The sequence below is a fragment of the Pseudogemmobacter hezensis genome (assembly GCF_013155295.1).
Taxonomy (GTDB): Bacteria; Pseudomonadota; Alphaproteobacteria; order Rhodobacterales; family Rhodobacteraceae; genus Pseudogemmobacter; species Pseudogemmobacter hezensis.
In genome coordinates this window covers 28,222-53,107 of sequence record NZ_JABJXT010000001.1, presented here as the reverse complement: position 1 = coordinate 53,107, position 24,886 = coordinate 28,222, and the positions used below count along the sequence as shown (strand labels likewise).

Genomic DNA, 24,886 nt, shown 5'->3' with positions numbered 1-24,886 from the left:
TCATGAGCCTCACCGACCCCGTTCCGGATATCGCTGCAGAGGTGACCGCGATCCTTGCAGCCCAGGCGCTGGTTGACCCGTCGCAGGTGGATCCGGGGCAGACGCTGGATCAGCTGGGCCTCGACAGTCTTGGCCTGGTCGAGGCGGTATTTGCCATTGAGGAACGCTTTGACATCTCGGTGCCCTTCAACCCCAATGACCCGGGGGCGGCGGGGCCGGATGATCTGGATGTCTCTGATGTTGCAGGGATTATTCGCGGGGTGGAAGTGCTGGTGGCGGCGAAACAGGCCGCAAATCAGGCGGTGAGATGAGCCACCTGCCAACAGGCAACAGCCGCCGCGTGGTGATCACCGGCGCGGGCACGGTGAATGCGCTGGCCCATGATCTGCCGGGCACATATGCGGCGCTGGCGGCGGGGCGCTCGGGGATCGGCGCGCTGGAGTTCCGCGATGCAGACCGGCTTTCGATCAGGATCGGGGCGCAGATCCGCGGCTGGGAGGGCGCGGCGGATCTGACCCCGCAGCAGACCTCGCTTTACGATCCCTTCACCCGCTATGCGCTTGCCGCCGCCGCTGAGGCGCTGGCCATGGCGGGGACCGGCGCGGCGACGGGCGCTGGCGTGATCATCGGCTCGGCGGCGGGCGGCATCCAGACCTGGGAAGACAATTACCGCGCCGTCTATGCCGAGGGCAAAAACCGTGTGCCGCCTTTGACGGTGCCGCGTCTGATGATGAACGCGGCGGCCTCGCATATTGCGATGCGCCACGGGCTGCAGGGGCCTGCTTTCGCGGTGTCCTCGGCCTGCTCCAGCTCGAACCACGCGATTGGCCAGGCCTTCCGGCTGATCCGTGACGGCCATGCCGATGCCATGCTGGCGGGCGGGGCCGAGGCGATGCTGTGCTTCGGCGGCATCAAAGCCTGGGAGGGGTTGCGCGTTCTTTCGCCCGATGGCTGCCGTCCTTTTGCCGCCAGCCGCAACGGCATGGTGATGGGCGAGGGCGCCGCCGTCTTCATGCTGGAAGAGGCGGGCCGCGCAAAGGCGCGTGACGCCCGTGTGCTGGCCGAACTGGCAGGCTTTGGCATGACGGCGGATGCGGGTGATATTGTCGCGCCTTCGGTCCAGGGGGCGGCGGGCGCGATGCAGGCGGCGCTGCAAGAGGCGGGGCTGGGCCCGGGCGATATCGGCTATATCAACGCCCATGGCACTGGAACGCGGGTGAATGACCGCACCGAGGTTGCTGCGATCCGCGCGGTTTTTGGCGCGGATTCGGGGCGGCTGATGGTGTCCTCGACCAAGGCGATGCATGGCCATGCCATCGGTGCCACCGGCGCGCTGGAGCTGATCGCCTGCCTGATGGCGCTGGATCAGGGCATCATCGCGCCGACGATCAATTATGACGGGGCTGATCCCGAATGCGATCTGGACCACGTCCCGAATGAGGCACGCCGCGCCAGTATTGGCGCGGCGCTGTCGAATTCTTTCGCCTTTGGCGGGCTGAACGCGGTGCTGGCACTGCGTTCAGCCGACCAGGCTGCTGCCTGATTATTCTGCGGCGGCAGGGGCTGCGGGCGCTGCTGCGCGTGCGGCCGTGGCTGCGGCATCGGCCAGCTTGTTGGCCTCATGCATGGCGTCATAGCCTGCGGTGAAGCCCTTCAGCGAGACCGGCAGGTTCACTTTCTGATCGGGGGCCACGAAGGGCGAGATCGAGAAGGTCGCCGTCGCGCCTTTTTTGAAACCAGCGATTTCCTCGGCGGTGAAACCGATACGCGCCACGCAGCCGATCTGGGTGCAGACCGTGAAGGGATAGGCGCGCGGCTTGCCGGTATCGACGGTCAGCTGCATGCCCTCGGTCAGCAGGGTCTCCAGCGGTGCGATGAAATTCGCGCCGGCGACGGCCGGGCCGGGTGCGCCTTCGGGCAGGGTGAAGATTGCCAGTTCGGCAACCGGGCTGCCATCGGCGTCTTTCAGCAGTTGGTAAAGCTGGCAGGGATCGGCCTCAAGCCCGACCTTTTCGCAGCGCTGTTCCCAGGCCTCAAAGGTTGCTTTGGTATAGACCGAGCTTTCAGCCTGGCCACCGACATCCGAGCCCATCGACAGGTCAACCGCCGGAGCAGCAGGGGCCTCGGTGCTGGCCGGAGCCTCAGGGGCTGCTTCAGCAGTGGCGTCCTGGGCAAAAGCCGCAACCGGAGCGCCAAGCGCAACAACAAAAGCAAGAAGCGAGATACGCGATTTCAACATGTAGTCATGTCCTTTGAACGGTGACTGTAGCCGGTAGAAAATTGCCTGGCTGCCGGGGCGCTGCATAACATGCGAATTTGCCAGTGTCAGGTCTCATTTGCGCGATTGGCGGGCAGGCAAAGCCCGTCGGGCGGGGGATTGCCAATGCTGGCGGGCAGGCCTGGATCCAGGCGCGCCCAAAGCCAAAGAGGACCAGGCCCCGCACAGCAAGAGCACTGGCCCCGCGCAGGGGCGGCATTCGCACCAGGCTAAAGCAAGTCAGATGCCAGTAAGAGGTGCCGGTAAGAAGGAAAGTGCGAGGTGACGACAGCGGCTAAAAAGGATGCGCCAGGAAAAGGATGTGCCAGGAAAAGGATCCGGGCAAAAAATAAAGGGCCGGAGCAACCGGCCCTTTATTTGCCTTCCCGGCATATCCAGGACTGGCTTATTGTTTTTTGCTCCCTGTCGGACTGGCCGACTTCACATTCAGGGACGCTATGCAGCTTTCTGACTTGCGTCAACAGGAAAACTGTTACGCCACGGCGTTCTGCGCAGAGAAAACATTCCGCTTGCCGGGTTTTTCAGCAAATGCCGAATGCCCTGCTGCGGCGCCGCCGGAAGGCTGTTTTTCAGGTATTTCGGATACCGGATTTCTGGTGCTCTTGCAGGGGCCTGGCGCTGTGACGCCGGGCAGGGTGGCGGGCCGGGCAGGGTGATGGGCCGGGCAGGGTGATGGGCACGGCATGTGGCGGGCAGGGCGGGGTGGCGGGCCTGCCCGGGGCAGCTCAAAGCCCCGCGCAGACCCTTTCGCAGGGCTGGCATCGCGGCGCGAAATCTTTATGGTCGCCACAACAGATTGCAGACCGATGAACAGGAGTATCCGGTGACCGGACAAAGCCCTCCCCCCCCGCCGCCCCCCGTTCCGCCCGTGCCCGCAGCCAGCGCCGCAGGCGATGCTCTGGCGGATCGGATCATGCTGGGCGGCGGCGGCGAGGGCTATGCGCAGGCGCAGTCGCTTTTGCTGAAATATGGCAACCGCCACGGGCTGATCGCGGGCGCGACCGGCACCGGCAAAACGGTGACGCTGCAGGTGCTGGCCGAGGGCTTTGCCGCCGCCGGGGTTCCGGTATTCCTGTCGGATATCAAAGGCGATCTTTCGGGGATCTGCGAGCCTGGCGATCCGACCGCAAAGACCCATACAGCCTTTGCCAGCCGCGCTGAGACCATCGGCGTTGATCTGGTCTATCGCGCCTTCCCGGTGCTGTTCTGGGATCTTTTCGGCGAGCGCGGCCATCCGGTGCGCACCACCATCGCCGAGATGGGGCCGCTGCTTTTGTCCAGGCTGCTGGAGCTTAGCGAGGTGCAGGAGGGGGTGATGAATGTCGCCTTCCGGCTGGCCGATACCGAGAAGCTGGCGCTTTTGGATCTGAAGGATCTGAGGGCGCTTCTGACCTTCATGGCCGCCAATTCGGAACGGATTTCGGCGGAATACGGGCTGGTTTCCTCGCAATCAATTGGCGCGATCCAGCGCCGTCTGCTGGTCCTGGAAAACGAGGGCGCGGAAAAACTGTTCGGAGAGCCCGCGCTGGAGCTGGCCGATCTGATGACGGTTGCGCCCGATGGCACCGGGCGGATCTCGATCCTGGTGGCGGATAAGCTGATCAACAGCACGCGCCTCTATGCGACCTTCCTTTTGTGGCTGCTGTCCGAGCTGTTCGAGACCCTGCCCGAGGTCGGTGATCCCGAAAAGCCAAAGCTGGTTTTCTTCTTCGACGAGGCGCATCTTCTGTTCAATGACGCGCCCAAAGCCCTGATCTCGCGGATCGAGCAGGTGGCGCGGCTGATCCGCTCGAAAGGGGTGGGCGTCTATTTTATCACGCAAAATCCGGCAGATGTGCCGGATACGGTGCTGGGACAGCTGGGCAATCGGGTGCAGCATGCGCTGCGCGCCTTTACCGCCAAAGACCAGGCCGATCTGGCCCGCGCCGCCCGCACCTATCGCGCCAATCCGCGTTTTGGCATCGAAGAGGCGATCCGTGAGGTCGGCACGGGGGAGGCGGTGACCTCGCTGCTTGAGGCCAAAGGCGTGCCCGGCATGGCCGAGCGCACCCTGGTCCGCCCGCCCTTCAGCCGCCTTGGCGTTGCATCCGAGGCGGGCCGGGCCGCAGCCTTCGCGGCCTCGCCTTTCGCGGGCAAATATGACACCGAAATCGACCGCGAAAGCGCGTTTGAGATCCTGCGCGACCGCGCCGACAAGGCCGCCGCCGAAGCGCAGCGCCAGGAAGAGGCCGCCGCGCCTCAGGCCGATCCGGCAGAGGATGACGGCTTCAGCCGGGGCAGGCGCTATGGCGGTGAGAATTCATCGCGGCGCTATGAGGCACCAAAGGCTCCGGCCCCGAAAAAGCGTGCTGGCTCGTCGTCGCGCTCAGATTCGGTGACCGATGCTTTCGCCAAGAGTTTCGCGCGGCAGCTGGGCACCAAAGGCGGCCAGGCGGTGGTGCGCGGCATTCTTGGCACGCTGTTTGGAAAGCGCTGATTTTAGGTGACAGATGACCGTCGCGGGCAGACAGCTGCCTGCGGCGGGTCTTAGCCCTTTTTGGCCAGCGGATGGTGGTTCAGCACCAGCTCTTTCATCTCATCTTCCAGCACATGGGTGTAGATTTCCGTCGTGCCCAGATCGGCATGGCCCAAAAGCGTCTGGATCACCCGCAGATCAGCGCCGCCCGCCAGCAGATGCGTTGCAAAAGCATGGCGCAGCACATGCGGCGTGACTTTGGCAGGCGAGATCCCCGCCTTTACCGCCAGCGCCTTGACCATCACGAAAAAGCTTTGCCGGGTGATATGCCCCTCTGAGCCGCCGCCGGGAAACAGCGCCTTTGGCGCGGGGCCAGAACCGGGCCGGATCGCCGCCAGTTTGGCATCCAGCGCCGCAAGCCAGTCGGCCACCGCTGCCCGCGCCGGGGGGGACAGCGGCACAAGCCGCTCTTTGTTGCCTTTGCCGCGCACGAGGATCATCGCCGGATCGCCCCGCACCGCCGCCTGGGGCAGGGTGACCAGCTCTGTCACCCGCATGCCGGTGGCGTATAACAGCTCCATCATCGCGGTGTTGCGAAGGCGGTCTTCCTGGCTGCGCCCATGCTGGCGCGCCGCGTCCAGAAGGCGCAGGATCTCATCTTGCGAAAGGGTTTTCGGCAGCGACTGGCTTTTGCCGGGGCCAGAGATGCGCAGGGCGGGATTGTCCTTGCGCCAGCCCTCTTCAAAGGCGAAGCGAAACAGCTGCCGCAAAGAGGAAAGGCGGCGGGCGCGGGTGGCTTTTGACAGGCCCTGGGCGTCGCAAAAGACCAGATAGGCCTCAACCTCTTCGCGCCCGAGGGTGGCAATGTCATGGCCCCGGTCGGCGGCCCATTCGGCGAAATCCTTCAGATCGCGGCCATAGGCCAGGCTGGTGTTTCGCGCTGCCCCCGTCTCGGCGGCGATGGCGTCAAGAAAGGTCGAGATCCAGCGCCAGGTCGTCTGCTGCGCGGCAGAGACGGGCTTTGCCTCTTTTTCCTGGCTGCGGGGCCGGGTGCTGCGCGGCATGATCAGCCCCGCCGTTCCAGGATCATCAGCTCCAGCGCGGTGCGGCGGGCGACATTTTCCAGCCTGACCTTGCGCAAAAGCGAAAGGCCACGGGTGACGCCATTCGGATTGCCCTCAACGCCGCGCTGAATATCTTCGATCGACAATAACAGCGCCTCGCCCAGCCGCATGCCGCCGATCAGCATCTGCGCCTCATCGGAAAGCACCGGGTCAAGGAAGGCGGGCGCAATGGCGCGGCCCATCGCATCAGGCGGGCGCAGCCCCTCGATCTGGCCAAGCGCCAGGCCTGCGAGGAAGCGCTCGGTCTCATCGGTGGGGGTATGGCTGCGGGCGATCTGTTCGAACTGCGGCGAGAGCAGCCCGATGCGGAAGGCCAGGGGCGCGGCATCAGGTGGCAGATCAAGGGCAGCAAGGGCCGGGCCGTAAAGCACGGCAAAGGGCACTTCCAGCTCTGCCTCCTGCATCCGCGTCCAGGCGGCGGGCAGGGCGGCGGCGATACGGGCAGGATCCTGCGACTGCATGGCGGCGTCAAAGGCCTGGAAGGCGCGAACCCGCTCCCAGACACTGCCCGAGGCGGCCGGGTCACGCTCGGTATAAAGGCCCAGGAGCACATTCGGCGCGATGGTGCCGGCGCGGGTCAGACGCTCGGCGGCCTCGATCTGCGCCTTCCAGCCCGCCTGGGGGCCGATCTCGGCATAGGCGAAGGCGATGGGCAGGCGCCCGGTCGGGATGGTCTCGCCAATGGCCTCGTATAGTTTCCAGTCGAGCGGCGTCACCGGATTGGGCGGCGGCGGCACGGTATCGGCCTCGAAGAGATCGGGGTCGAGGAAGCGCGACAAAAGCGCGGTCTGGCCCTTGTCGACATCGCCCAGCGTCTCGGCGCTGGTCAGGGTCAGGGCGGCGGTGTCCCAGTCGCCGCCACGGGCCAGGCAAAAGACGCGGGCAGGCAGGGTGGGCGCAAGGCCGGGGGCTTTTTGCATCCGCTCGCAGGCTTTGTCTTCGCGCCCGGTCAGGATCGCAATATCGAAGGCGCGGCGAAACAGATCGGGCGTGTCATCGCCCGCAATGTCGATCAGCGCCGCCGCCTGTTCAAGGCCGCCGATCAGCAGAAGCTTGTCGATCCGCGCCTGCAAAAGCCGCCCCTTGCCGCCGCTGTCGGCGGGAGGATCGGCCTCGGCCAGCAGCATGGTCAGAAACAGCTGGCGCAGCGCGGGCAGGCTTTCCATCCGGTCGCGGATGATGGCGCGTGAAATCTCATCGGTCAGGCCATTGCCCCAGAGATTGCGCGGCAGGCCCGAGACATTGGGCGTAATCAGCCCGACCGCATCCCGCGAAAACCCGTCAAGCGGCGTCGAGGCCACTTCAACCGGCAACGCACCACCGCTGGTGATAGGGGGCTCTGCGGGCTTTGCGGGTGCGGATGTGCTGCGTGCAGCGCCGGGCCCGCTGACCGATTGCGAAAGCCAGTCAATCGCCGACATCGGATCATCGCCTGCGGCCTGCGCCGGGCCTGGCAAGCCCAGATGCAGGGCCACAGCCAGGCCTGCGGCCAGCGCGGTTCCATGCGGGCTGACGCGCCGCCTATAGCGCCTGAGCGCGTGTTCAGTTGGCATCCAGCGTCACCGGCCGCGTTACCTCGGTGGGTTCGGGGGTCATATCAACAAGATAAGCATAACCGGCCAGCGCTGCGAAGCCCAGAATTGCCAGCAAGAGCACCGTTTTGAAGATCCGCCCCATGGTCCTGTCCTTTGTAACTGCTCTGCCAGCCTGGCATGGTAATTGCTTTTGTTGCGGGGGAGATTTGCACGCCTCCGCATTTGTTTGGCCCCCGAACGGATGATTTTCCTGCCGTCTCGCCTGCCCTGGGGCTGAATATATATGGCTTTTCGCCTAAGATCACGCCATTGAGGCACGAAAAGCGCGGCTGTTTTCCTGATCCATGCCGCGTTCACGCGATGGTGAAGGCCGCGATGGTGAAGGCGATGTACCGACTGAAGAAGACCGTTGCCATGGTCGGCATGATGGGGGCGGGGAAAACCGCCGTCGGCACCCAGCTGGCAAAGCTGCTGAAGGTGCCTTTCGTTGATTCGGATGAAGAAATCGTCAAAGCCGCCGATCGCAGCATCGCCGAGATTTTCGAACGCGATGGCGAGGCGTTTTTCCGCGACCGCGAATTTGAGGTGATCGGGCGTCTGCTGCGTGCGCGCCCGGCCATTCTCTCGACGGGGGGCGGGGCCTTTCTGGCCCCCCGCAACCGCGAGCAGATCGCGGGCCATGGCGTCTCGGTCTGGCTGCGGGCCGAGCCAGAGCTGCTGTGGCAAAGGGTGCGCCACAAGACGACGCGGCCGCTTTTGCGCACCGCCAATCCGCGCCAGACCCTGCTGGACCTGCACGCCGCCCGCGAGCCCGCCTATAGCCTGGCGGATCTGGCGGTGGATACGGCGGCGGAATACTCGGTCGAGCAAATGGCGATCCGGGTCGCCGAGGCGCTGAAATCGCGCGCAGACGTGTTGGAAGAGGTCTGAGGAAAATGTTGAATATTGTGCCGGTCAATCTGGGCGAACGCTCGTATGAGGTGCGGATCGGCTTTGGCCTGATCGAGACCGCCGGTGCAGCAATCCTGCCCTTGCTGCGCAGAAAAAAAGTGGCGATTGTCACCGACCACACGGTGGCGGCGCTGCATCTGGAACGGCTGCTTGCTGGCTTAAGCGCCGAAGGCATTGAGGCGACACATCTTTCCCTGCCGCCGGGCGAGGGCACCAAGTCCTGGCCGCATCTGTCGCAAACCGTGGAATGGCTGCTTGAACAAAAGGTCGAGCGCAAGGATGTGGTGATCGCATTCGGCGGTGGCGTGATTGGTGACCTGGTGGGCTTCGCTGCGTCCATTCTGCGGCGCGGCGTTCGATTTGTGCAAATCCCGACCTCGCTGCTGGCCCAGGTTGACAGTTCTGTCGGCGGAAAAACCGGGATCAATTCGCCCCATGGCAAGAACCTGGTCGGCGCCTTTCATCAGCCCTCGCTGGTGCTGGCGGATGTCGGTGTTCTCGACACGCTGACGCCGCGGGACTTCCTCGCGGGCTATGGCGAGGTGGTGAAATACGGCCTGCTGGGCGATCCTTTGTTCTTCGAATGGCTTGAGGCTGAGGGGCCGGAGCTGGCCCGCACCGATGGCGATCTGACCCGGCGCAAGGCCGCGCGGCTGCGGGCGGTCACCCGCTCGGTCGAGATGAAGGCGGGGATCGTCGAGCGCGATGAGACCGAAGAGGGCGAGCGGGCGCTTCTGAACCTGGGCCATACCTTCTGCCATGCGCTGGAAAGTGCCACCGGCTATTCCGACCGGCTTTTGCATGGTGAGGGCGTGGCGATCGGCTGTGCGCTGGCTTTTGAACTGTCGCAGCGTCTGGGCCTTTGCGCGCAAGAGGCCCCCAGCCGGGTGCGGGCGCATCTGAAGGCGATGGGCATGAAAACCGATCTGGCTGACATAAAGGGCGATCTGCCCGATGCGGCGGGGCTGTTGCAGCTGATGGGGCAGGACAAAAAGGTTGTCGATGGCAAGCTGCGCTTTATCCTGGCACGGGGCATCGGTGAGGCCTTTGTCTCGGGCGATGTGCCCGGGGATGCGGTACTGGCGGTGCTGAATGAGGCCCTTGCGCGACGCTGAGGCGGCGCCGCGGACTGCTCCGCGCTAAAGGGGGCGGGGATGGCTTTACCCCGGCCCCTTTGGCGTTCTATATTTGCAGACATATCGACCTGACCGCTGTGGACTGCCATGACCGATGCCGCTTCTGACACTGTGACCGACACCATCCGGCTGGGCTATATCGCCGCCGGCCCCGAGGGTGAGACCGATCTTTTGCTGCGTGCGGTGTCGGATCGGCTGATCGCAGCCGGGCTGTCGCTGGCGGGCACGGTGCAGATCAACACGCTGCAACCGGGCCGCAGCAAAAGCGATATGGATCTGTTTTTGCTGCCCCAGGGGCCGCAGATCCGCATCAGCCTGGACCGGGGTGACGCGGCCAAAGGCTGTCGCCTTGACACCTCGGCGCTGGAAGAGGCGGCAGTGATCGTCGCGCAGCGCCTTGAAGCGGCCGATGTGCTGATGGTCAATAAATTCGGCAAGCAAGAGGCCGATGGTCATGGGCTGGCCGACAGCGTGGCTGCGGCATTGACCGATGGAAAACCCGTGCTCTGCGGCATGGCGGACCATTTTCTTGAGGGCTTTCTGAACTACGCCTCTGGCCATGCGACAGAGCTGCCGCGTGACGCCGATCAGGTCTTTGACTGGGTGCTGACAGGGCATCGCGCAAGGCTGGCTGGCTGAGCTGACAGCGGGCCAGCAGCTGCAAAATTGCTGCCATTGACAGGGTTTGATTCTCAACTGGAGGTTTCCATCTGAGAACTGGCATGGTATGATGCGGCTATGAAAACAAAACACCATGACCAGGCCACCCGTATGACCCAGGCGTTGCGCGATGGCGGCGTCAGGGTGACGCGCCAGCGCGAGGCGCTGCTGCGGGTGCTAAGCGAATCGGCAGACCATCCCGATGCGACCGAGCTGCATCGCCGCGCCCAGCTGATCGACAACACCGTCTCTCTGGCCACCGTTTACCGGACCTTAACGGTGCTGGAGCGTGAGGGCGTGATCCATCGTCATTCCTTTGAAAATGGCTCGTCGCGCTTTGAGGTGGCGGCCCCTGGCCATCACGATCACATCGTCGATCTCGACAGCGGTGATATCATCGAGTTTCACAGCGAAAAGATTGAGGAATTACAGCGCCGTATCGCGGCTGAGATGGGCTATGAGATCGTCCATCACCGGCTGGAGCTTTACTGCCGCAAGGTCTGAGCGCCGGGTCGTAAACAGCGCTTCGCATGATGTCTGGCGCAACCTCTTTTGAACAAAAAAGCCGGGCGCAGGCCCGGCTTTGTTAATTTTAAGGATCTTCGCGGCGCAGGTGGCCCATATCAGAGCCTTGCCGTCAGAGCTTTGCCTTGCCTGAACACCAGGGCTGCGCGGCGCTCCAGGCGGCCATCTCGGCGCGTTTGTCAGACTTGCGGAACGGGCCCCAGTCGCGGCCGATGCCCTGATTTCCGGCACCCGCAACCACACCATCACGCGCCACGCTTTTTGAGAAGATCTCAACGGCGCAGGTCAGGTTCTCGCCACCATCTTTCAGCGCGGCTGCCGATTTCGCGTTGCAGTCATGGGCGGCGGCGGTGCGCGGCGAGATCTGCATCAGACCGATATAGCGCCCGCCCGCGCCCGAGGCTTTGGGGTTCCAGGTGCTTTCATGCTTGGCCACCGCATGCATCATGCCAACCCAGAAGGCGCGGCGCTGTTCAAGCGGGGCGGCCTCATAGGCGGGGCACCAGGTTTTGATATCTGCAGGCACCCGGGCCGACAGCAGCGCGTCTTTCTCAGACACCGCCTGCAGGGCCTCATAGGTCCATTCTTTAGAGCCAGAATACTGTTCCCAGCCCATGGATGAGCGGGAGATGAAGCTCTCGGCCGGGACTGCTTTCGCGCTTTCTTTGGCCCCCACACATGCGCCGAGGGAAAGTGCGGCTGTCAGCGCCACAAGGACGCGCAGACCCAGTCTGGAGTTACTCATGCTTTCTTGCCTTCAATGGCCTCGGGACAATGCCGAACGGGCAAACCTGGCTAATCGACCGTGCGCCAATTAGCGGCGATCGGGTGCGATGGCCAGTTCTGTGCAAATAAACAGGCGAAATCTCGCCACCCGGGATTGCAGCAACCAGGCGGGGTTTTGCCAAATGGGGCGAAAAAGTGGCTTCTCCCGGCGGGCAGGGGCGCTTTGGCGGCGATAATCCGGGGCTTGCGCATCGGATCGCGCGGCGCAGAGGGGGGCGGCTCTTGCTCTGGGCGGCTCTGCGGCCTAAGAACCAGTGAAATCCGCCAGCTGCATCCCGGGCCGTCCGCCGGGCGTCTGTGCGGAAGGATTTTGCCGTTGCGACCCATTTCTGCCAGCATCGAAGGTATAGCATGCTTGACCTGACCTATACGCCGCCCGCCCCCAAAGTCATCGCCGGTGCGAAACATGACTGGGAGCTGGTGATCGGCATGGAAATCCACGCCCAGGTCGCCTCGAATGCGAAGCTTTTCTCGGGTGCCTCGACCACTTTCGGCGCCGAGCCGAACACCAATGTCAGCTTTGTTGACTGCGCGATGCCGGGGATGCTGCCGGTCATCAATGAGTTCTGCGTCGAACAGGCCGTGCGCACGGGCCTTGGCCTGAAAGCGGGGATCAACCTGCGCTCGGCCTTTGACCGCAAGAATTATTTCTACCCCGATCTGCCGCAGGGCTATCAGATCAGCCAGCTTTACCACCCGATCGTGGGCGAGGGCGAAGTGCTGGTCGAGATGGGGCCGGGCGTCGCGCGTCTGGTGCGGATCGAGCGCATCCACCTTGAACAGGATGCGGGCAAGTCGATCCATGACATCGACCCGAACCTCTCGTTCGTCGATTTCAACCGCACGGGCGTCGCGCTGATGGAGATCGTCTCGCGCCCCGATATCCGCGGGCCAGAGGAAGCCGCAGCCTATGTCGCCAAGATGCGCCAGATCCTGCGCTACCTCGGCACCTGTGACGGCAATATGCAAAACGGCAATCTGCGCGCGGACGTCAACGTCTCGGTCTGCCGCCCCGGCCAATATGAGAAATACCAGGCGACCCAGGATTTCAGCCATCTCGGCACGCGCTGCGAGCTGAAGAATATGAACTCGATGCGCTTCATCCAGGCCGCGATTGATTTCGAGGCCCGGCGTCAGATCGCCATTCTCGAAGATGGCGGCGAGGTGGTGCAGGAAACCCGCCTCTACGATCCCGACAAGAACGAGACCCGTTCGATGCGCTCGAAAGAAGAGGCGCATGATTACCGCTATTTCCCCGATCCCGACCTGCTGCCGCTGGAAATCGAGCAGGCCTGGGTTGACGGGATTGCAGCCACGATGCCGGAACTGCCAGACGCCAAAAAGGCGCGTTTCATGGCGGATTACGGTCTGACCGATTACGACGCATCGGTGCTGACGGCGGAACTGGAAAACGCCAGCTATTTCGATGCGGTGGCGAAAGGGCGTGATGGCAAGCTCTCGGCCAATTGGGTGATCAATGAGCTGTTCGGCCGGCTGAAAAAAGAGGGCCAGGAGATTGGGGAAAGCCCGGTCACGGCGGCGCAGCTGGGGGGCATTGTCGATCTGATTTCCTCGAATGTCATTTCTGGCAAGATCGCCAAGGATCTCTTTGAGATCGTCTGGACCGAGGGCGGCGATCCGGCAGCCCTGGTCGAAGAGCGTGGCATGAAGCAGGTGACCGACACTGGCGCCATTGAGGCCGCCGTCGATCAGATCATCGCGGATAACCCCGCCCAGGTCGAAAAAGCCAAGCAAAACCCGAAACTTGCGGGCTGGTTCGTGGGGCAGGTGATGAAAGCCACAGGCGGCAAGGCGGCCCCTGCGGCGGTCAATGATCTGGTGATGAAAAAGCTGGGCCTCTGATCCCGCGATCTGGCTGAATGCCTCTGCCCCCCATCCTGTGGCCGGGGCAGAGCGCTGACCGCCAGGGGTTGGCGGGAGGGACGCGACAGCAGGGCCTTGTGGCGCTGCTGAGCGGCTGCTTGACCGATAAAGCACTTATGCTATCGTTAACCATTGGCCGCCGGGCTGCGGAAACTGCGCCCCGCCATGGCGCAGGGACGACCCTGTCGCTGCACCATGATCCGGGACGACCCGGTTTGCAGGAGACAGGCCAGATGGCATGGATCTATCTGATTATCGCCGGGCTGCTTGAGATCGTCTGGGCCTATAGTATGAAGCTTTCCGAAGGGTTTACAAAACCCGCGCCAACCATCGTGACACTTGTCGCCATGGTGTTCAGTTTTGGCCTTTTGTCGCTGTCGATGCGGGTGCTGCCGCTGGGCACCGCCTATACGATCTGGACCGGAATCGGCGCGGTCGGTGCCTTTGTTGTCGGCATTATGATCCTTAATGAACCCGCCACCGCGATGCGGATCGTTGCAGCCTGCCTGATCATCGGCGGGCTGGTGCTGATGAAAATCTCCTCCTGAGATCAGCCTGACAACGATATCCTGGGGCGGCTGCGGGCCTTTCTGCCAGATAGGCCCGCAGCTGTGGCCGCAGTTCTGGTTTCTGTCATTGTCCCGGTCTGGGGGCTGACAGGTATTTCCTGAAAAACGTTTTGTGATTTGGACTTAGCGGGCGTTCTTCATTAAACTGTTCCCCAGAGGCAAATCACAAAGCGGAATAAGAAATGCAACGGTTTGAGTATAAGGTTGTTCCGGCGCCGCGCCGTGGCGAAAAGGCCCGGGGCGTCAAAACCTCGGAAGACCGTTTCGCTCTGGCGCTGAGCAATCTGATGAATGAGCTGGCCGCCGAAGGGTGGGACTATGTTCGCGCCGATTCCTTGCCCTGCGATGAACGCTCGGGTCTGACGGGCACCAAAACCACGCATCAGAACATGCTGGTGTTCCGGCGCGAGCTGGCGCTGCGCTCGGCCGCACCGCTGGTCTCGCCTGCGGTGGCAGTTCATACCACTGGTGCGAAAGAGGCAGCCGTTGCGGTTGCTGCCGCTGAGACAGGTCAGAATGAGGCAAGCCAGAACCCGCTGGCAAAGCCCGGCGTGGCTGCAGTTGGCCCTGCCATCGGGGCCGCGACCGGCGCCCCAGCATTGGGTGCGGCATCTGCCCCGGCGTCACGCGCGCCCTCGGTTGGCCCGGCCCGCTCAGGGGGCGCGGCCGAGTAATCGTATCCGCGCCGCAGGAAAAAGGTTGGCCATGGCGGCAGGGGATCAGTCTTTCCTGCCCCGGGCCGCCAGGGTGGGGCCGCTTTGCCGTTTCCGAAGCATCATCCCCTTGCCGCAGCCAGGGCCTCTGGCAGGATTTCAGCCACCAGATCCATCATTTCCGGCGGGCCCAGGCTGACCCGGATGCAGCGATCCAGCGGTGCGACACCTGGCATGCGAATGAAAAGGCCGCGCTTTTCAGCTTCGGCCAGCACGCGGCGGGCAAAATCGCCATCGCTCTGGCAATCCATCGTTACGAAATTGGTGGCCGAGGGCAGGGGGATCAGCCCGTTCTGCCCGGCAATCTCTGCCATGCGCAGCCGCGCAGCCGCCAGTTTCACCCGCAATTCCGGCAGCCAGCTGTCATCTTGCAGCGAGGCCAGCGCCCCCGCGAGGCTGACCCGGCCCATGCCAAAATGATCACGGATCCGGTCAAAAGCCTGGGCCAGCTCTGGTGCGGCGATCGCATACCCGACCCGCGCCCCGGCAAGGCCCCAGGCCTTGGAAAAGCTGCGCAACCGGATCACCTGCGGGTGATCGGCGGGGATGTCGGGGATTGCGTCATCCGGGGCCAGCTCGGCATAGGCCTCATCGAGAACCAGCAGGGTGCCGGCCGGCAGCCTGTCGGCCAGATCGCGGATCACATGGCCGGGATGATGGCTTCCCATCGGGTTGTCGGGATTGGCCAGATACAAAAGGCGCGCCCCCCTGTCGCGGGCGGCTTGCAAAAGGGCCTCGGGGTCCTCGTGATTGCCGCTATAGGGCACGCGGATCAGCCCGGCCCCGGCATTGGTCACATGGAAGGCAAAGGTCGGATAGGCCCCGAGGCTGGTGACCACATTCACGCCCGGCTCCAGCACCATACGGCACAAAAGGCCCAGCAGCGTATCCACGCCGGCGGCGATGGCGATATGCGCGGGGCTGCAGCTGTGACGCCGTGCAAGCGCCTGTTTCAGATCGTAATTTTCCGGGTCTGCATACATCCAGACCTCATCCAGCGCGGCCTGCATCGCCTGTCTGGCAAGGGGCGAGGGGCCGAAGGCGCTTTCATTCGCACCCAGACGGGCGCGGAAAGGCTGCTGATTGCGCCGCTCCAGCGTTTCGGGCCCGGTAAAGGGAACGGTGGCGGAGAGGGCGGCGATACGGGCGGTGAGGAACTTGCTCATGATCGGCGCAAAATGGCCTGTCGCAGGCTGCGCCGCAAGAGGCTGAAAAGCGGGGCGCAGAAGGGCGGTTTTCCTGGGCCTTGGCCGCAGCCCGGACCCGTCAGGATCCGGGGGGATCTGTCAGCCTGGGTATGCGGATTTGCTCAGTTACGCATGATTTTTGCGAGCTGGCTGAAGATCTGCTCATTGGTGGCAATGACCGAGCCGCTGGCAAGCGGATCCTGATCTTCGCGGATGCCTTCGACCAGGCCGCCCGCCTCTTTGACCAGCAAGACGCCTGCGGCCATATCCCAGGGCTTCAGCTCACGCTGGAAGCAGCCCTCATAGCGGCCTGCCGCGACCCAGGCCAGATCCAGCGCGGAAGAGCCGGAAGAGCGCACGCCCGCCGTGCCGGGGCTGACCAGCGACAGGTCTTTCAGCGTGGCGGGCAGGGTCTTTTGCGCACCATGCGGGATGCCGGTGACAAAGAGCGCCTCATGCAGGCTGCGGCGGCCCGAAACGCGCAGACGGCGGTTGTCATTCAGCCAGCATCCTGCGCCTTTTTCGGCATAGAACATCTCGTCCTTGGGGGCGTCATAGACCACCGCCGAGACGATTTCGCCTTTATGTTCCAATGCGATAGAGATCGACCAATGCGGGATCCCGTGCAGGAAGTTGTTGGTCCCGTCAAGCGGGTCGACGATCCAGCGGCGGGTCGGGTCCTGCCCCTCGGTCTCGCCGGTTTCCTCACCGATCCAGCCATAAGAGGGGCGGGCCTCCATCAGGTCGGTCTTGATGATCCGCTCTGCCTCGCGGTCGGCTTTCGAGACGAAGTCGCCTGGACCTTTGGCCGAAACCTGGAGGTTCTCGACCTCGCGGAAGTCCTTGATCAGCGAGCGGGCAGCCTTGCGGGCGGCCTTGATCATCAGGTTCAGGTTGGCGCTTCCCTGCATGGGCGGACTCCGGTTCGGTATTCGGGGCTTCGGTCTTTGGTATGGGCTGGAACGCATGGGCCTTACAGGGAAAGCCGGGAGAAGGAAAGGGCTGGCAATGCCACATACAGCTGCAAATTGCAGGTTGCCTGCCACCATTCTCGCCTGATCATGCGCCTGATGCCATGAGATTTGCGGCAGCGCATGCTGGCTTTGCGATCAGCCAGAGGCCCCTGATCCAGATCGGGGAGCTGGTCGGGGATCTAGTCGAGGATTTCGACCTTCATTTTCGATTTCCCCTCTTGCTGCACCATCGCAAACAGGATTTTCGCATTGGCGCGGCTTAGCCGCACGCAGCCCGCAGAGGCCGGACGGCCCAGCTTCGATTCCTGATCGGTGCCATGGATGGCGTAATTGCCGGAATAGAAGATCGAATAGGGCATCGGCGCGTTGTTGTAGAGCGAGGACTTGTGGTTCTTCGACAGCCATTGCGGCTTATAGCTGCCGCGCGGCGTGATCTTGCCTTTTCGGGCGGTTGAGACCGGCCATTCATGGATCATCTCGCCGTGATACCAGACCTCCATCATTTGCTGCGAGACCGAGACCCGCACCTCAATGGTTTCGCGCTGCAGCTCGGCCAGGGTTTCGGCGGCGACTTTCGCGCCCGCATTGGCCATTTCCAGTGCCAGCTCGGGCGCGAGGCCCGGCATAGTGTCTGGCGCGGTGTCGGGCGCAGCATCGGGCGCGATCATCGGCAGGGAAGGATCGCCGGCCCCGGACTTTGCCACCTCTGCGGCAGCGGCACTGTCATCCGCATCAGGGGCGGCATCTGGCACGGATTGGCTGGCGTTTGTGGCGGTGGACAGGATCTGCTCGGCCAGGGTCATCTGCTGCGGCGGGCTGTCGGGCGCGACAGAAGGGGCGGCACTGGTGTCAGAGCCTGTTTCCGTCTGTGATGAGGCCGTGAACGGGATGAGAATACCAACGGCCAATGTCAAAGCCAGAACCGGAGGGACCATCTTCGCGCGCATCGTCTTTCCTGTCGTCGAAACACTACCAGTATCTATCAGGGTAAACCTGTTGATCGCAGACAGCTTTTGGCCGGTGCGCTGATTAGTCAACGTCGATTCGGTCAATATAGGGTTATGAATTCCGCAGTTTTCCGGCGCAAATCTGCTTATGGGTGGAAAAGTTGCACATCAGCCACGTTGCAGCCGCACCGCCTCGACCCTGGCCAGCCGCAGGAAATGCGCCATATAGGGGCGGGTGCTGTCCTCGTCGCGGGTGGCGGCATACATGCGTTTTTGCACCGGAACGGGCCCCAGGGGGCGGGTGACATAGTCGGATGAGCTGCGCACCTCGCGCATCACCCAGTCGGGCAGCACCGCCACACCCCGGTTCGATCCGACCAGCATCAGGATCACCGCTGTCAGCTCGGCCGTGCGGTGGCCGCGGGGCTCTACCCGGGCAGGCGTCAGCACCTCGGTGAACAGATCCAGGCGGTCGCGGCTGACGGGATAGGTGATGACGACCTGATCGCGGAAATCCTCGGCGCAGATCATCTCTTTCGCGGCCAGCGGGTTTTGCGATGAGGCGACGAAGGTCGGGTGATAATCAAACAGCGGGTTGAAGGTGATGCCGTTCTGCGCGCCTGGATCCGAGGTGATCACCAGATCCACCTCTTCGCGGTTCAGCGCGGGCATGGCGTCAAAGGCAAGGCCTGCGCGGATGTCCACGTCCACCTCGGGCCAGGCGCGGCGAAACATCTCAAGCACCGGGAACAGCCAGTCATAGCAGGCGTGGCACTCCAGCGTGATATGCAGCCGCCCGGTCTTGCCCGATCGCAGCGCCTTGAACTCTTCCTCCAGCGCGTCGATCTCGGGCAGGATGCGGTCGGCGATGCGCAGCATGCGAAACCCCGCCGCCGAAAGCCGCATCGGCTTTGAGCGGCGCACGAACAGCTCCATCCCGGCCTGATCCTCCAGATTGGCCACCTGATGCGACAGGGCAGACTGGGTCATATTCATCATCTCGGCTGCGCGCGCGAGGCCGCCCGCCTGGTGGATCGCCCGGATGGTGCGCAGATGTTTAAGCTCGATATACATGCGATGAATTCATAAAGATGCTGAGGTTTATGAAATTGTCTCACGTTATCTTTTCTGCGACAAGGGCATTGTTCACGGAGTTCCATCATGTCGAAATCGCCCCGCATCTCGTTTGAATTCTTCCCGCCGCAGGGGCTTGATGCCTCGTTCCGGCTTTGGGAAACGGTGCAGGCGCTGGCCCCGATGCAGCCGGAATTTGTCTCGGTGACCTATGGGGCGGGCGGCACGACGCGCAAGCTGACCCATGAGGCCGTGGGCACCATTCACCGCCATTACGGGCTGAATGTGGCAGCGCATCTGACCTGCGTTGACGCCTCAAAGGCCGAGACGATGGAGATTGTCGACGCCTATTATGAGGCGGGCGTGCGCGAAATCGTGGCGCTGCGCGGTGATGCGCCGAAAGGGGCAAGCCATTGGGAAAAGCACCCCGAGGGCTTTGCCTCATCGGTTGAACTGGTCGGGGCGATTGCAAAGACCGGCAAGTTCAAAGTCCGCGTCGGCGCCTACCCCGAGCGTCACCCCGACAGCGCCTCAACGGCCGCAGATGTCGAGTTCCTCAAGCGCAAGATTGATGCGGGTGCGACCTCGGCGATCACCCAGTTCTTCTTTGAGGCGGATACGTTCTTTCGCTTCCGCGATGCCTGCGTGAAGGCGGGGATCGAGGCGGCGATCATTCCGGGTATCCTGCCGATCACCTCCTGGGAGGGGACGAAGAAATTCGCCGCGCGTTGCGGCACCCAGGTGCCCGCGCGGCTGGATGAGGCCTTTACCCGCGCCCTGCGTGATGGCCGCCAGGAGTTGTTTGCGCTGGCGCAATGCACCCAGCTTTGCGACCGGCTGATCGAGGGCGGCGTCGAAGACCTGCATTTCTACACGCTGAACCGCCCCGATCTGACCCGTGAAGTGGTCCGCGCCCTGGGGGTTCAGACGCAGCCGGTGCTGGAAAACGTCGCCTGAACGCGGGGCGTTCCTGATACCGCTGCCTCTAACGGCGGCACAGAAGATCTCTCTCAGATCTCCCTGGCGGCCCGTGGTTTCTGCTTTCACCCACCATCAGGTGGGCCCGCAGAAACCCGGGCCGCTTTTTTTGCTCTGCTCACGCGGCTGGCTGCGCCGGGCGTAAGGGGTGCAAGGCGCAGGCGTTCTCGTATATAAGCCCAGGGATATGGCTTTGCCCGCAGCGATTGCGGTGCATTGCGCGTGGCAAGGATTATCGTGATGACCAGACGTGTCACCCTGTTGAACGGGCCCAATCTGAACCTTCTGGGCAAGCGCCAGCCCGAGATTTATGGCCATGAGACCCTCTCGGATATTGAGACCGCGCTGACCCGCCAGGGCGCAGAGCTGGGGCTTGAGGTGGTCGCCTTCCAGTCGAACCATGAGGGCGTGCTGGTCGATCAGATCCAGGCCGCGCGTGAGGGATCGGCGGCGATCATCATCAATCCGGGGGCCTATTCGCATACTTCGGTGGCGATCCTGGATGCGCTGAATGCCTTTGAGGGCCTGGTGATCGAGGTGCATATCTCGAATATCCACAAGCGTGAGGCCTTCCGGCACCACTCTTTCGTCTCGGCGCGGGCGGATGCGGTGATCGCGGGCTGCGGGGCCCAGGGCTATCAGCTGGCGCTGCAGCGCATCGCGGCGCTTTTGGGCTGAGAGGCTGGGCTGAGAGGTCGGGCGATCTGCCGGAAAGCGGCCGCGATACTGCGGTCCCTGAAATGAATGACGCCCGGAACAGCGCTGTGTTCCGGGCGTTTCATTGTGGCCGGGGGCGTCAGACGGCCCCCCGGCCCCGGGCCGGGTTCAGGCCCGCGACATCAATACGCCGGGGCGGGCCTTTGCCAGCGAGGCGGTGATCAGCCCGGCCAGCACGACCTTGATCACGTCGCCCGGCAGATAGGCCGCGCAGAGGAAGGCCGCCCGCGACAGCGAGATGTCCAGCGTCCAGGCCATGACCGGAAGGCCGATTGCATAAAGCACCGCAATCCCGCCGATTGCCGAGGCCGCGCCTGCAGCAAAGCCCACGGGCAGGGTGGTGCGCTCGACCAGCCAGCCGATCACGAAGGCGGCGATCGGATAGCCGATCAGGAACCCGGCGCCCGGTTTGGTGAAAGGCACATAGCCGGAGGCGCCGCCCGCAAAGATCGGCAGGCCCGCAAGACCCAGCAGCAGATAAAGCACCACCGCCAGAAAGCCGTTCCTCGCCCCCAGAACCGTGCCGCACAGCATGATGCCCAAAGAGGTTGCAGTGATCGGGATCCCCGAAGTCAGCGCGATTTGCGGCATCAGCGCCAGCACCGAGACGACGGCGGCCATCAGGGCGATATGGGTCAGACTGCGTTCCACTGCGCTCTCCTTTTTCAAAGCTGCGGCAAGCTATGCTGCATCACAGCATGGCCGCAAGGATTCGCTGAGGGCGGGGGCAGGGGCTGGCCCTTGCTCCCGCCCTTGCCGCCCTCAGGCCTTCTCTGCGGGCAGGGGCTGCGGCTTCTTAGCATCCGCGTTGCCAATACCATCGACCCCGCCCCTGGCCCGCAGTGCCTCGGCGGTGTGATCGGCATTGTCCAGCGCGGACAGCAGCACCGGCACCACGATCCGCCAGCCGGGGCGCCGCCGCGACCTGGCCCGCCAGGCATCGCGCAGCCGCTGCAGGGTGGTGCCCATCTCGGGCACAAAGCGGATCACCAGCGCGAAGGCCAGCGCCAGCCTGCGCGGCGGGATGAAGCGGGAAAAGGGCCGCGCCAGGGTCTCAAACACCACCAGCATTTCCGACAGCGGCGTGGTCATCGTCACCAGATTGGCGGCTGCCACCATCACGCCCAGCCGCAGGCTGACCAGAGTGGCCTGGGCCATGCGCCCATCCCACCAGCCCCAGATCAGCAGCATCCCCAGAAACGGCCAAAGCGACAGCAGCGCCCTGAGCGCAAGCCGCATCACCGCAGGGCCGCAAAAGAGGTAAAGCATGATCACCACCGCCGCCGCGACCAGCAAGGGGCCCGGGCTTTGCGCCCACATGACTGCGATGCCAAAGCCCATCATCAGAGCCATTTTCAGCCCCGCAGGCAGGCGGTGAAACGGCGTCTTAACTGGCGAGGTCAGTGTCAGCATCACGCTCTCCGGCCCTGATCATCGTCTCGGTAAAGACCGGCAGTACCGTCTCTGGCGGGCCGTCCATCTGCACGCGCCCGGCCTCAAACCACAGAACGCGGGTGCAATCACCCAGCTCGCGCGGGTCATGGCCGATGGTGATCAGTTGCTGCGGCAGCTGCGCCAGCCGCCGGCGCAGCCTGAGCGCGGTGGGCATATCAAGGCCCGAGAAGGGCTCATCCAGCAAAAGGCATTGCGGCTGCATCATAAGGATGGCCAGCAGGCACAGATATTGCTTTTGCCCGCCGGAAAGCGTGGCGGTCGAGGCATCGACCCAATGGCTGCGCCCCTCGACCTGCAGGCGGCGGGCGACCTCGGCCTCGGCCTCTTTGCGCGCCATGCCCTTCTGGATCAGGCCAAAGGCCAGCTCTTCGGTGACGGTCGGCATCAGGATCTGATGATCAGGGTTCTGAAACAGGATGCCGATCTGCGTCAGCGCGGCGCGGCGGTCTTTGTACATATCTGCGCCCTGCAGGGTAACCGCCCCATGATCGGCACGGATCAGCCCTGCCAGCAGCCGCATGAAGCTGGTCTTGCCCGAGCCGTTGCGCCCGATCACCGCGATGCGCCGCTCGCTGAGTTGCAGATCCAGGGGCTGCAGGATGACGCGCCCGCCCGGCATGGTCACCGGGCCGGTGCGGATGGTGATCGCGGCATGTGGCTGGTCGGTCATGGCGGCGCGGGCATCCTGGAATGAACAGGCGGCCAAAGGGCGCGGCAGCCTTCAACGCGATAGGGGGCCGCAGCGGCTGCGGTCTTTGGCAGGCTTTCATAGGCATGCAGGATTGCAAAGCCAAGCCCCGGGGCGCGCGGGGGCCTGTCGCGCATATGAGGACGGCCCCGAAGCAAGCTCCGGGGCCGTATGATGTCTGTATGTGCGGTGATGCCCCGCCTCGCTGGACCCGCCTTGCTGGACCCGTCTTGCTGGGCCCGCCTTGCTGAACCCGTTTTGCAGGTCCGCAATCGCTGGCGCGCCTTGCAGCCCCGGCAATCGCTGGCCCGGCAATCGCCGACTTAGCAGGCGGCGACGTAGCGCTGGCCTGCCGCGTTGCGATAGTAGCACTGACCTGCGGTCGAGGTCTGGCCCAGATAGGTGCCGGCTGCCGCGCCAAGCGCTGCGCCGATCAGGGCGCCCTTGGCCATGTCACCGCTGGAAGAGACTGCAGCACCGGCGGCTGCGCCACCAACCGCACCCATGACGGTGTTTTGCGTCGGGGTGGTCTCTACGCAGGCAGAGAGCGCCAGCGCCGAGACCGAAAGAGCAAGAATGATCGCTTTCATGACAACCTCATTTGAATTTGCGCCGCTTTACAGTGCGACGGTTTCTGTGCGCCCATTTGCCAGGCCACTGGTTCATAACCGTTCCGAACCCCGGGCCTGACCCTTCACTGATACAGCGCCCTGCCGGGGGCGGCCACTGCCTGACGCAATCCGGCGGGTTCTGCGGCGTAATTTCGCAAGTGGCCGTCAATTCCGGCGCGGGGCCCAATTTCGACAGGCCTTTCCAGTTCCGAAACCACCAGCCCCCCAAAAACCACCGGCCCCCCCAAACGTAAAACAGCGGGCTGCATGGTTAACGCAGCCCGCTGTCATCAGGTTCCCTGGAAAAGGGAAAGTATCACTTCACGCTTTTGCCAGCGGCTCAGGCCTTGCGTGCGGCTGCCACCGAGGCCTCTAGGATCCCGAGGGCTTCGGTGAAATGCGCCTCGGCGATGGTCAGCGGTGCAAGGAAGCGCACCACATTGCCGTAGACGCCGCAGGACAGCAGGATCAGGCCGCGCTTCAGCGCCTCGGCGATGATGCGCTTGACGATCTCACCATCGGGCTCGGTGGTGCCGGGCTTGCCGAATTCCGCCGCGATCATGAAGCCGGGGCCGCGAATGTCGATCAGCTCGGGCGTGGTGGCGCGGATCTCTTCCAGCTTTTGCTTCAGACGCGAGCCGAACTCATTGGCGCGGGCGCTGAGGCCTTCCTCTTCGACCACATCCAGCACCGCATTGGCCGCAGCCACCGCCAGCGGGTTGCCCGCATAGGTGCCGCCAAGGCCGCCGGGCTGGCTGGCATCCATCAGATCGGCGCGGCCAGTGACCGCCGAGATCGGGAAGCCGCCGCCAAGACCCTTGGCCATGGTGGTCAGATCTGCCGCAACGCCATGCGCTTCCATTGCGAAAAGCGTGCCGGTGCGGGCGATGCCGGTCTGCACCTCATCGGCGATCAGCACGATGCCGTGCTTGTCGGCCAGCTCGCGCAGGGCTTTGATCAGATCGGTCGGCAGCGGGTAGAAGCCGCCTTCGCCCTGGACGGGTTCAAAGATGATCGCGGCGACGCGGTCAGGATCGACGTCGTTCTTGAACAGCTTCTGGATCCCATCCAGCGTGTCTTTGGTGGTGATGCCGTGGATTTCCTGCGGGCAGGGGACGTGGAAGACATCGGGCATCATCGCGCCGAAGCCCTTCTTATAGGGCTCGACCTTGCCGGTCAGGGTCATGCCCATGAAGGTGCGGCCATGGAAGGCGCCGCCAAGCGCGATCACCGCATTGCGGCCGGTGGCGCGGCGGGCGATTTTGATGGCGTTTTCAACGGCTTCGGCGCCGGTGGTCACGAAGATGGTTTTCTTCGGGAAGTTGCCCGGGACTTTTTCGTTCAGGCGCTCGGCCAGGCGGATGTAGCTTTCATAGGGCAGCACCTGGTGGCAGGTATGGGTGAAACGGTCCAGCTGCGCCTTGACGGCCTCGATCACTTTGGGGTGACGGTGCCCGGTATTGACCACCGCGATCCCGGCGGCAAAGTCGATATAGCGGTTGCCCTCAATATCCCAGACTTCGGCGTTTTCGGCGCGATCTGCGTAGATCTGCGTCGACATGCCGACGCCCCGCGAGATGGCGTTTTCGCGGCGCTTGGCGACTTCGGCGTTCTTCATAACTGGCTCCTGGATGCGCAG

General features: G+C 63.7%; 27 protein-coding genes. 13 read left to right on the top strand and 14 right to left on the bottom strand.

Going from position 1 to position 24,886, the window contains the following annotated elements; translation table 11 throughout:
* Nucleotides 1-2: 2 nt before the first annotated feature.
* Nucleotides 3-311, top strand: a complete 309-nt coding sequence (locus HOY34_RS00245; protein ID WP_172359316.1) for an acyl carrier protein — start codon at nt 3-5, stop codon at nt 309-311.
* On the top strand, nt 308-1,543 hold the full coding sequence (locus tag HOY34_RS00240; RefSeq protein ID WP_172359315.1) for a beta-ketoacyl-[acyl-carrier-protein] synthase family protein: 1,236 nt from the start codon (nt 308-310) through the stop codon (nt 1,541-1,543). The genes HOY34_RS00245 and HOY34_RS00240 overlap by 4 nt, the downstream gene beginning before the upstream one ends.
* Here HOY34_RS00240 and HOY34_RS00235 read toward each other — a convergent pair whose 3' ends face one another.
* Complete coding sequence (locus HOY34_RS00235) at nt 1,544-2,239, bottom strand: invasion associated locus B family protein (protein WP_172359314.1); 696 nt, start codon at nt 2,237-2,239, stop codon at nt 1,544-1,546. It lies immediately after the preceding gene.
* A gap of 476 nt (nt 2,240-2,715) precedes the next feature.
* Between HOY34_RS00235 and HOY34_RS00230 the strand changes: the two genes are divergently transcribed.
* Nucleotides 2,716-2,934, top strand: coding sequence for a hypothetical protein (locus tag HOY34_RS00230; protein ID WP_172359313.1), 219 nt, complete (start codon nt 2,716-2,718; stop codon nt 2,932-2,934).
* Between the two features lie 257 nt (nt 2,935-3,191).
* On the top strand, nt 3,192-4,754 hold the full coding sequence (locus HOY34_RS00225) for a helicase HerA-like domain-containing protein (protein WP_172359623.1): 1,563 nt from the start codon (nt 3,192-3,194) through the stop codon (nt 4,752-4,754).
* Between the two features lie 50 nt (nt 4,755-4,804).
* Here HOY34_RS00225 and HOY34_RS00220 read toward each other — a convergent pair whose 3' ends face one another.
* From HOY34_RS00220 to HOY34_RS22270, 3 genes are read right to left on the bottom strand one after another with little or no spacing between them, the layout of a single operon-like run.
* Nucleotides 4,805-5,797, bottom strand: coding sequence for a site-specific tyrosine recombinase XerD (locus HOY34_RS00220; protein ID WP_172359312.1), 993 nt, complete (start codon nt 5,795-5,797; stop codon nt 4,805-4,807).
* 2 nt (nt 5,798-5,799) lie between these two features.
* Nucleotides 5,800-7,410 carry a hypothetical protein gene (locus HOY34_RS00215; protein ID WP_172359311.1) on the bottom strand — a complete coding sequence of 537 codons (1,611 nt, stop codon included), beginning with the start codon at nt 7,408-7,410 and terminating at the stop codon, nt 5,800-5,802.
* Complete coding sequence (locus HOY34_RS22270) at nt 7,400-7,534, bottom strand: hypothetical protein (RefSeq protein WP_301538870.1); 135 nt, start codon at nt 7,532-7,534, stop codon at nt 7,400-7,402. Before HOY34_RS22270 ends, HOY34_RS00215 begins: the two co-directional genes overlap by 11 nt.
* Before the next feature lie 245 nt (nt 7,535-7,779).
* Here HOY34_RS22270 and HOY34_RS00210 point away from each other — a divergent pair, with 245 nt between their 5' ends.
* The 4 genes from HOY34_RS00210 (at nt 7,780) to HOY34_RS00195 (ending at nt 10,643) form a co-directional block, all read left to right on the top strand.
* A complete protein-coding gene (locus HOY34_RS00210) occupies nt 7,780-8,322 on the top strand; it encodes a shikimate kinase (protein WP_172359310.1) in 543 nt (180 codons plus the stop codon).
* Between the two features lie 5 nt (nt 8,323-8,327).
* Nucleotides 8,328-9,458, top strand: a complete 1,131-nt coding sequence (aroB, locus tag HOY34_RS00205; protein WP_172359309.1) for a 3-dehydroquinate synthase — start codon at nt 8,328-8,330, stop codon at nt 9,456-9,458.
* 108 nt (nt 9,459-9,566) lie between these two features.
* Complete coding sequence (locus HOY34_RS00200; protein WP_172359308.1) at nt 9,567-10,118, top strand: DUF2478 domain-containing protein; 552 nt, start codon at nt 9,567-9,569, stop codon at nt 10,116-10,118.
* 99 nt (nt 10,119-10,217) lie between these two features.
* Complete coding sequence (locus HOY34_RS00195) at nt 10,218-10,643, top strand: Fur family transcriptional regulator (RefSeq protein ID WP_216654593.1); 426 nt, start codon at nt 10,218-10,220, stop codon at nt 10,641-10,643.
* A gap of 133 nt (nt 10,644-10,776) precedes the next feature.
* Here HOY34_RS00195 and HOY34_RS00190 read toward each other — a convergent pair whose 3' ends face one another.
* Entirely contained in the window at nt 10,777-11,409 is a 633-nt protein-coding gene (locus HOY34_RS00190; RefSeq protein WP_172359307.1) for a lytic transglycosylase domain-containing protein, read from the bottom strand.
* A gap of 392 nt (nt 11,410-11,801) precedes the next feature.
* On the opposite strand from HOY34_RS00190, the gene gatB reads away from it, so the two are divergent.
* The 3 genes from gatB (at nt 11,802) to HOY34_RS00175 (ending at nt 14,577) form a co-directional block, all read left to right on the top strand.
* Nucleotides 11,802-13,313, top strand: coding sequence for an Asp-tRNA(Asn)/Glu-tRNA(Gln) amidotransferase subunit GatB (gatB, locus tag HOY34_RS00185; RefSeq protein ID WP_172359306.1), 1,512 nt, complete (start codon nt 11,802-11,804; stop codon nt 13,311-13,313).
* Nucleotides 13,314-13,567: 254 nt separating this feature from the next.
* Complete coding sequence (locus HOY34_RS00180) at nt 13,568-13,882, top strand: DMT family transporter (RefSeq protein ID WP_172359305.1); 315 nt, start codon at nt 13,568-13,570, stop codon at nt 13,880-13,882.
* Between the two features lie 203 nt (nt 13,883-14,085).
* On the top strand, nt 14,086-14,577 hold the full coding sequence (locus tag HOY34_RS00175) for a DUF4177 domain-containing protein (protein WP_172359304.1): 492 nt from the start codon (nt 14,086-14,088) through the stop codon (nt 14,575-14,577).
* 101 nt (nt 14,578-14,678) lie between these two features.
* Here HOY34_RS00175 and HOY34_RS00170 read toward each other — a convergent pair whose 3' ends face one another.
* The 4 genes from HOY34_RS00170 to HOY34_RS00155 form a co-directional block, all read right to left on the bottom strand.
* Nucleotides 14,679-15,782: a pyridoxal phosphate-dependent aminotransferase gene (locus HOY34_RS00170; protein ID WP_172359303.1), complete on the bottom strand. Its 1,104-nt coding sequence runs from the start codon at nt 15,780-15,782 to the stop codon at nt 14,679-14,681.
* A 143-nt stretch (nt 15,783-15,925) separates the two neighbouring features.
* The gene (locus HOY34_RS00165) at nt 15,926-16,714 is read right to left on the bottom strand and encodes an inositol monophosphatase family protein (protein ID WP_172359302.1); all 789 of its coding nucleotides are present in this window, start codon (nt 16,712-16,714) and stop codon (nt 15,926-15,928) included.
* A 242-nt stretch (nt 16,715-16,956) separates the two neighbouring features.
* Complete coding sequence (locus HOY34_RS21940; protein WP_253944102.1) at nt 16,957-17,724, bottom strand: L,D-transpeptidase; 768 nt, start codon at nt 17,722-17,724, stop codon at nt 16,957-16,959.
* Nucleotides 17,725-17,892: 168 nt separating this feature from the next.
* Complete coding sequence (locus tag HOY34_RS00155) at nt 17,893-18,798, bottom strand: LysR family transcriptional regulator (protein WP_172359301.1); 906 nt, start codon at nt 18,796-18,798, stop codon at nt 17,893-17,895.
* Between the two features lie 87 nt (nt 18,799-18,885).
* On the opposite strand from HOY34_RS00155, the gene metF reads away from it, so the two are divergent.
* Entirely contained in the window at nt 18,886-19,755 is an 870-nt protein-coding gene (gene metF, locus HOY34_RS00150) for a methylenetetrahydrofolate reductase [NAD(P)H] (protein WP_172359300.1), read from the top strand.
* A 261-nt stretch (nt 19,756-20,016) separates the two neighbouring features.
* Complete coding sequence (gene aroQ / locus HOY34_RS00145; RefSeq protein ID WP_172359299.1) at nt 20,017-20,454, top strand: type II 3-dehydroquinate dehydratase; 438 nt, start codon at nt 20,017-20,019, stop codon at nt 20,452-20,454.
* Between the two features lie 147 nt (nt 20,455-20,601).
* Here the strand turns inward: aroQ and HOY34_RS00140 are convergent, their stop codons facing one another.
* From HOY34_RS00140 to HOY34_RS00120, 5 genes are all read right to left on the bottom strand, one after another.
* Entirely contained in the window at nt 20,602-21,144 is a 543-nt protein-coding gene (locus tag HOY34_RS00140; protein WP_172359298.1) for a biotin transporter BioY, read from the bottom strand.
* Nucleotides 21,145-21,255: 111 nt separating this feature from the next.
* Entirely contained in the window at nt 21,256-21,906 is a 651-nt protein-coding gene (locus HOY34_RS00135) for an energy-coupling factor transporter transmembrane component T family protein (protein WP_172359297.1), read from the bottom strand.
* The gene (locus HOY34_RS00130) at nt 21,881-22,618 is read right to left on the bottom strand and encodes an energy-coupling factor ABC transporter ATP-binding protein (protein WP_172359296.1); all 738 of its coding nucleotides are present in this window, start codon (nt 22,616-22,618) and stop codon (nt 21,881-21,883) included. Before HOY34_RS00130 ends, HOY34_RS00135 begins: the two co-directional genes overlap by 26 nt.
* 341 nt (nt 22,619-22,959) lie before the next feature.
* Nucleotides 22,960-23,226, bottom strand: coding sequence for a YMGG-like glycine zipper-containing protein (locus tag HOY34_RS00125; RefSeq protein ID WP_172359295.1), 267 nt, complete (start codon nt 23,224-23,226; stop codon nt 22,960-22,962).
* A 361-nt stretch (nt 23,227-23,587) separates the two neighbouring features.
* Nucleotides 23,588-24,865, bottom strand: coding sequence for a 4-aminobutyrate--2-oxoglutarate transaminase (locus tag HOY34_RS00120; RefSeq protein WP_172359294.1), 1,278 nt, complete (start codon nt 24,863-24,865; stop codon nt 23,588-23,590).
* Nucleotides 24,866-24,886 lie beyond the last annotated feature (21 nt).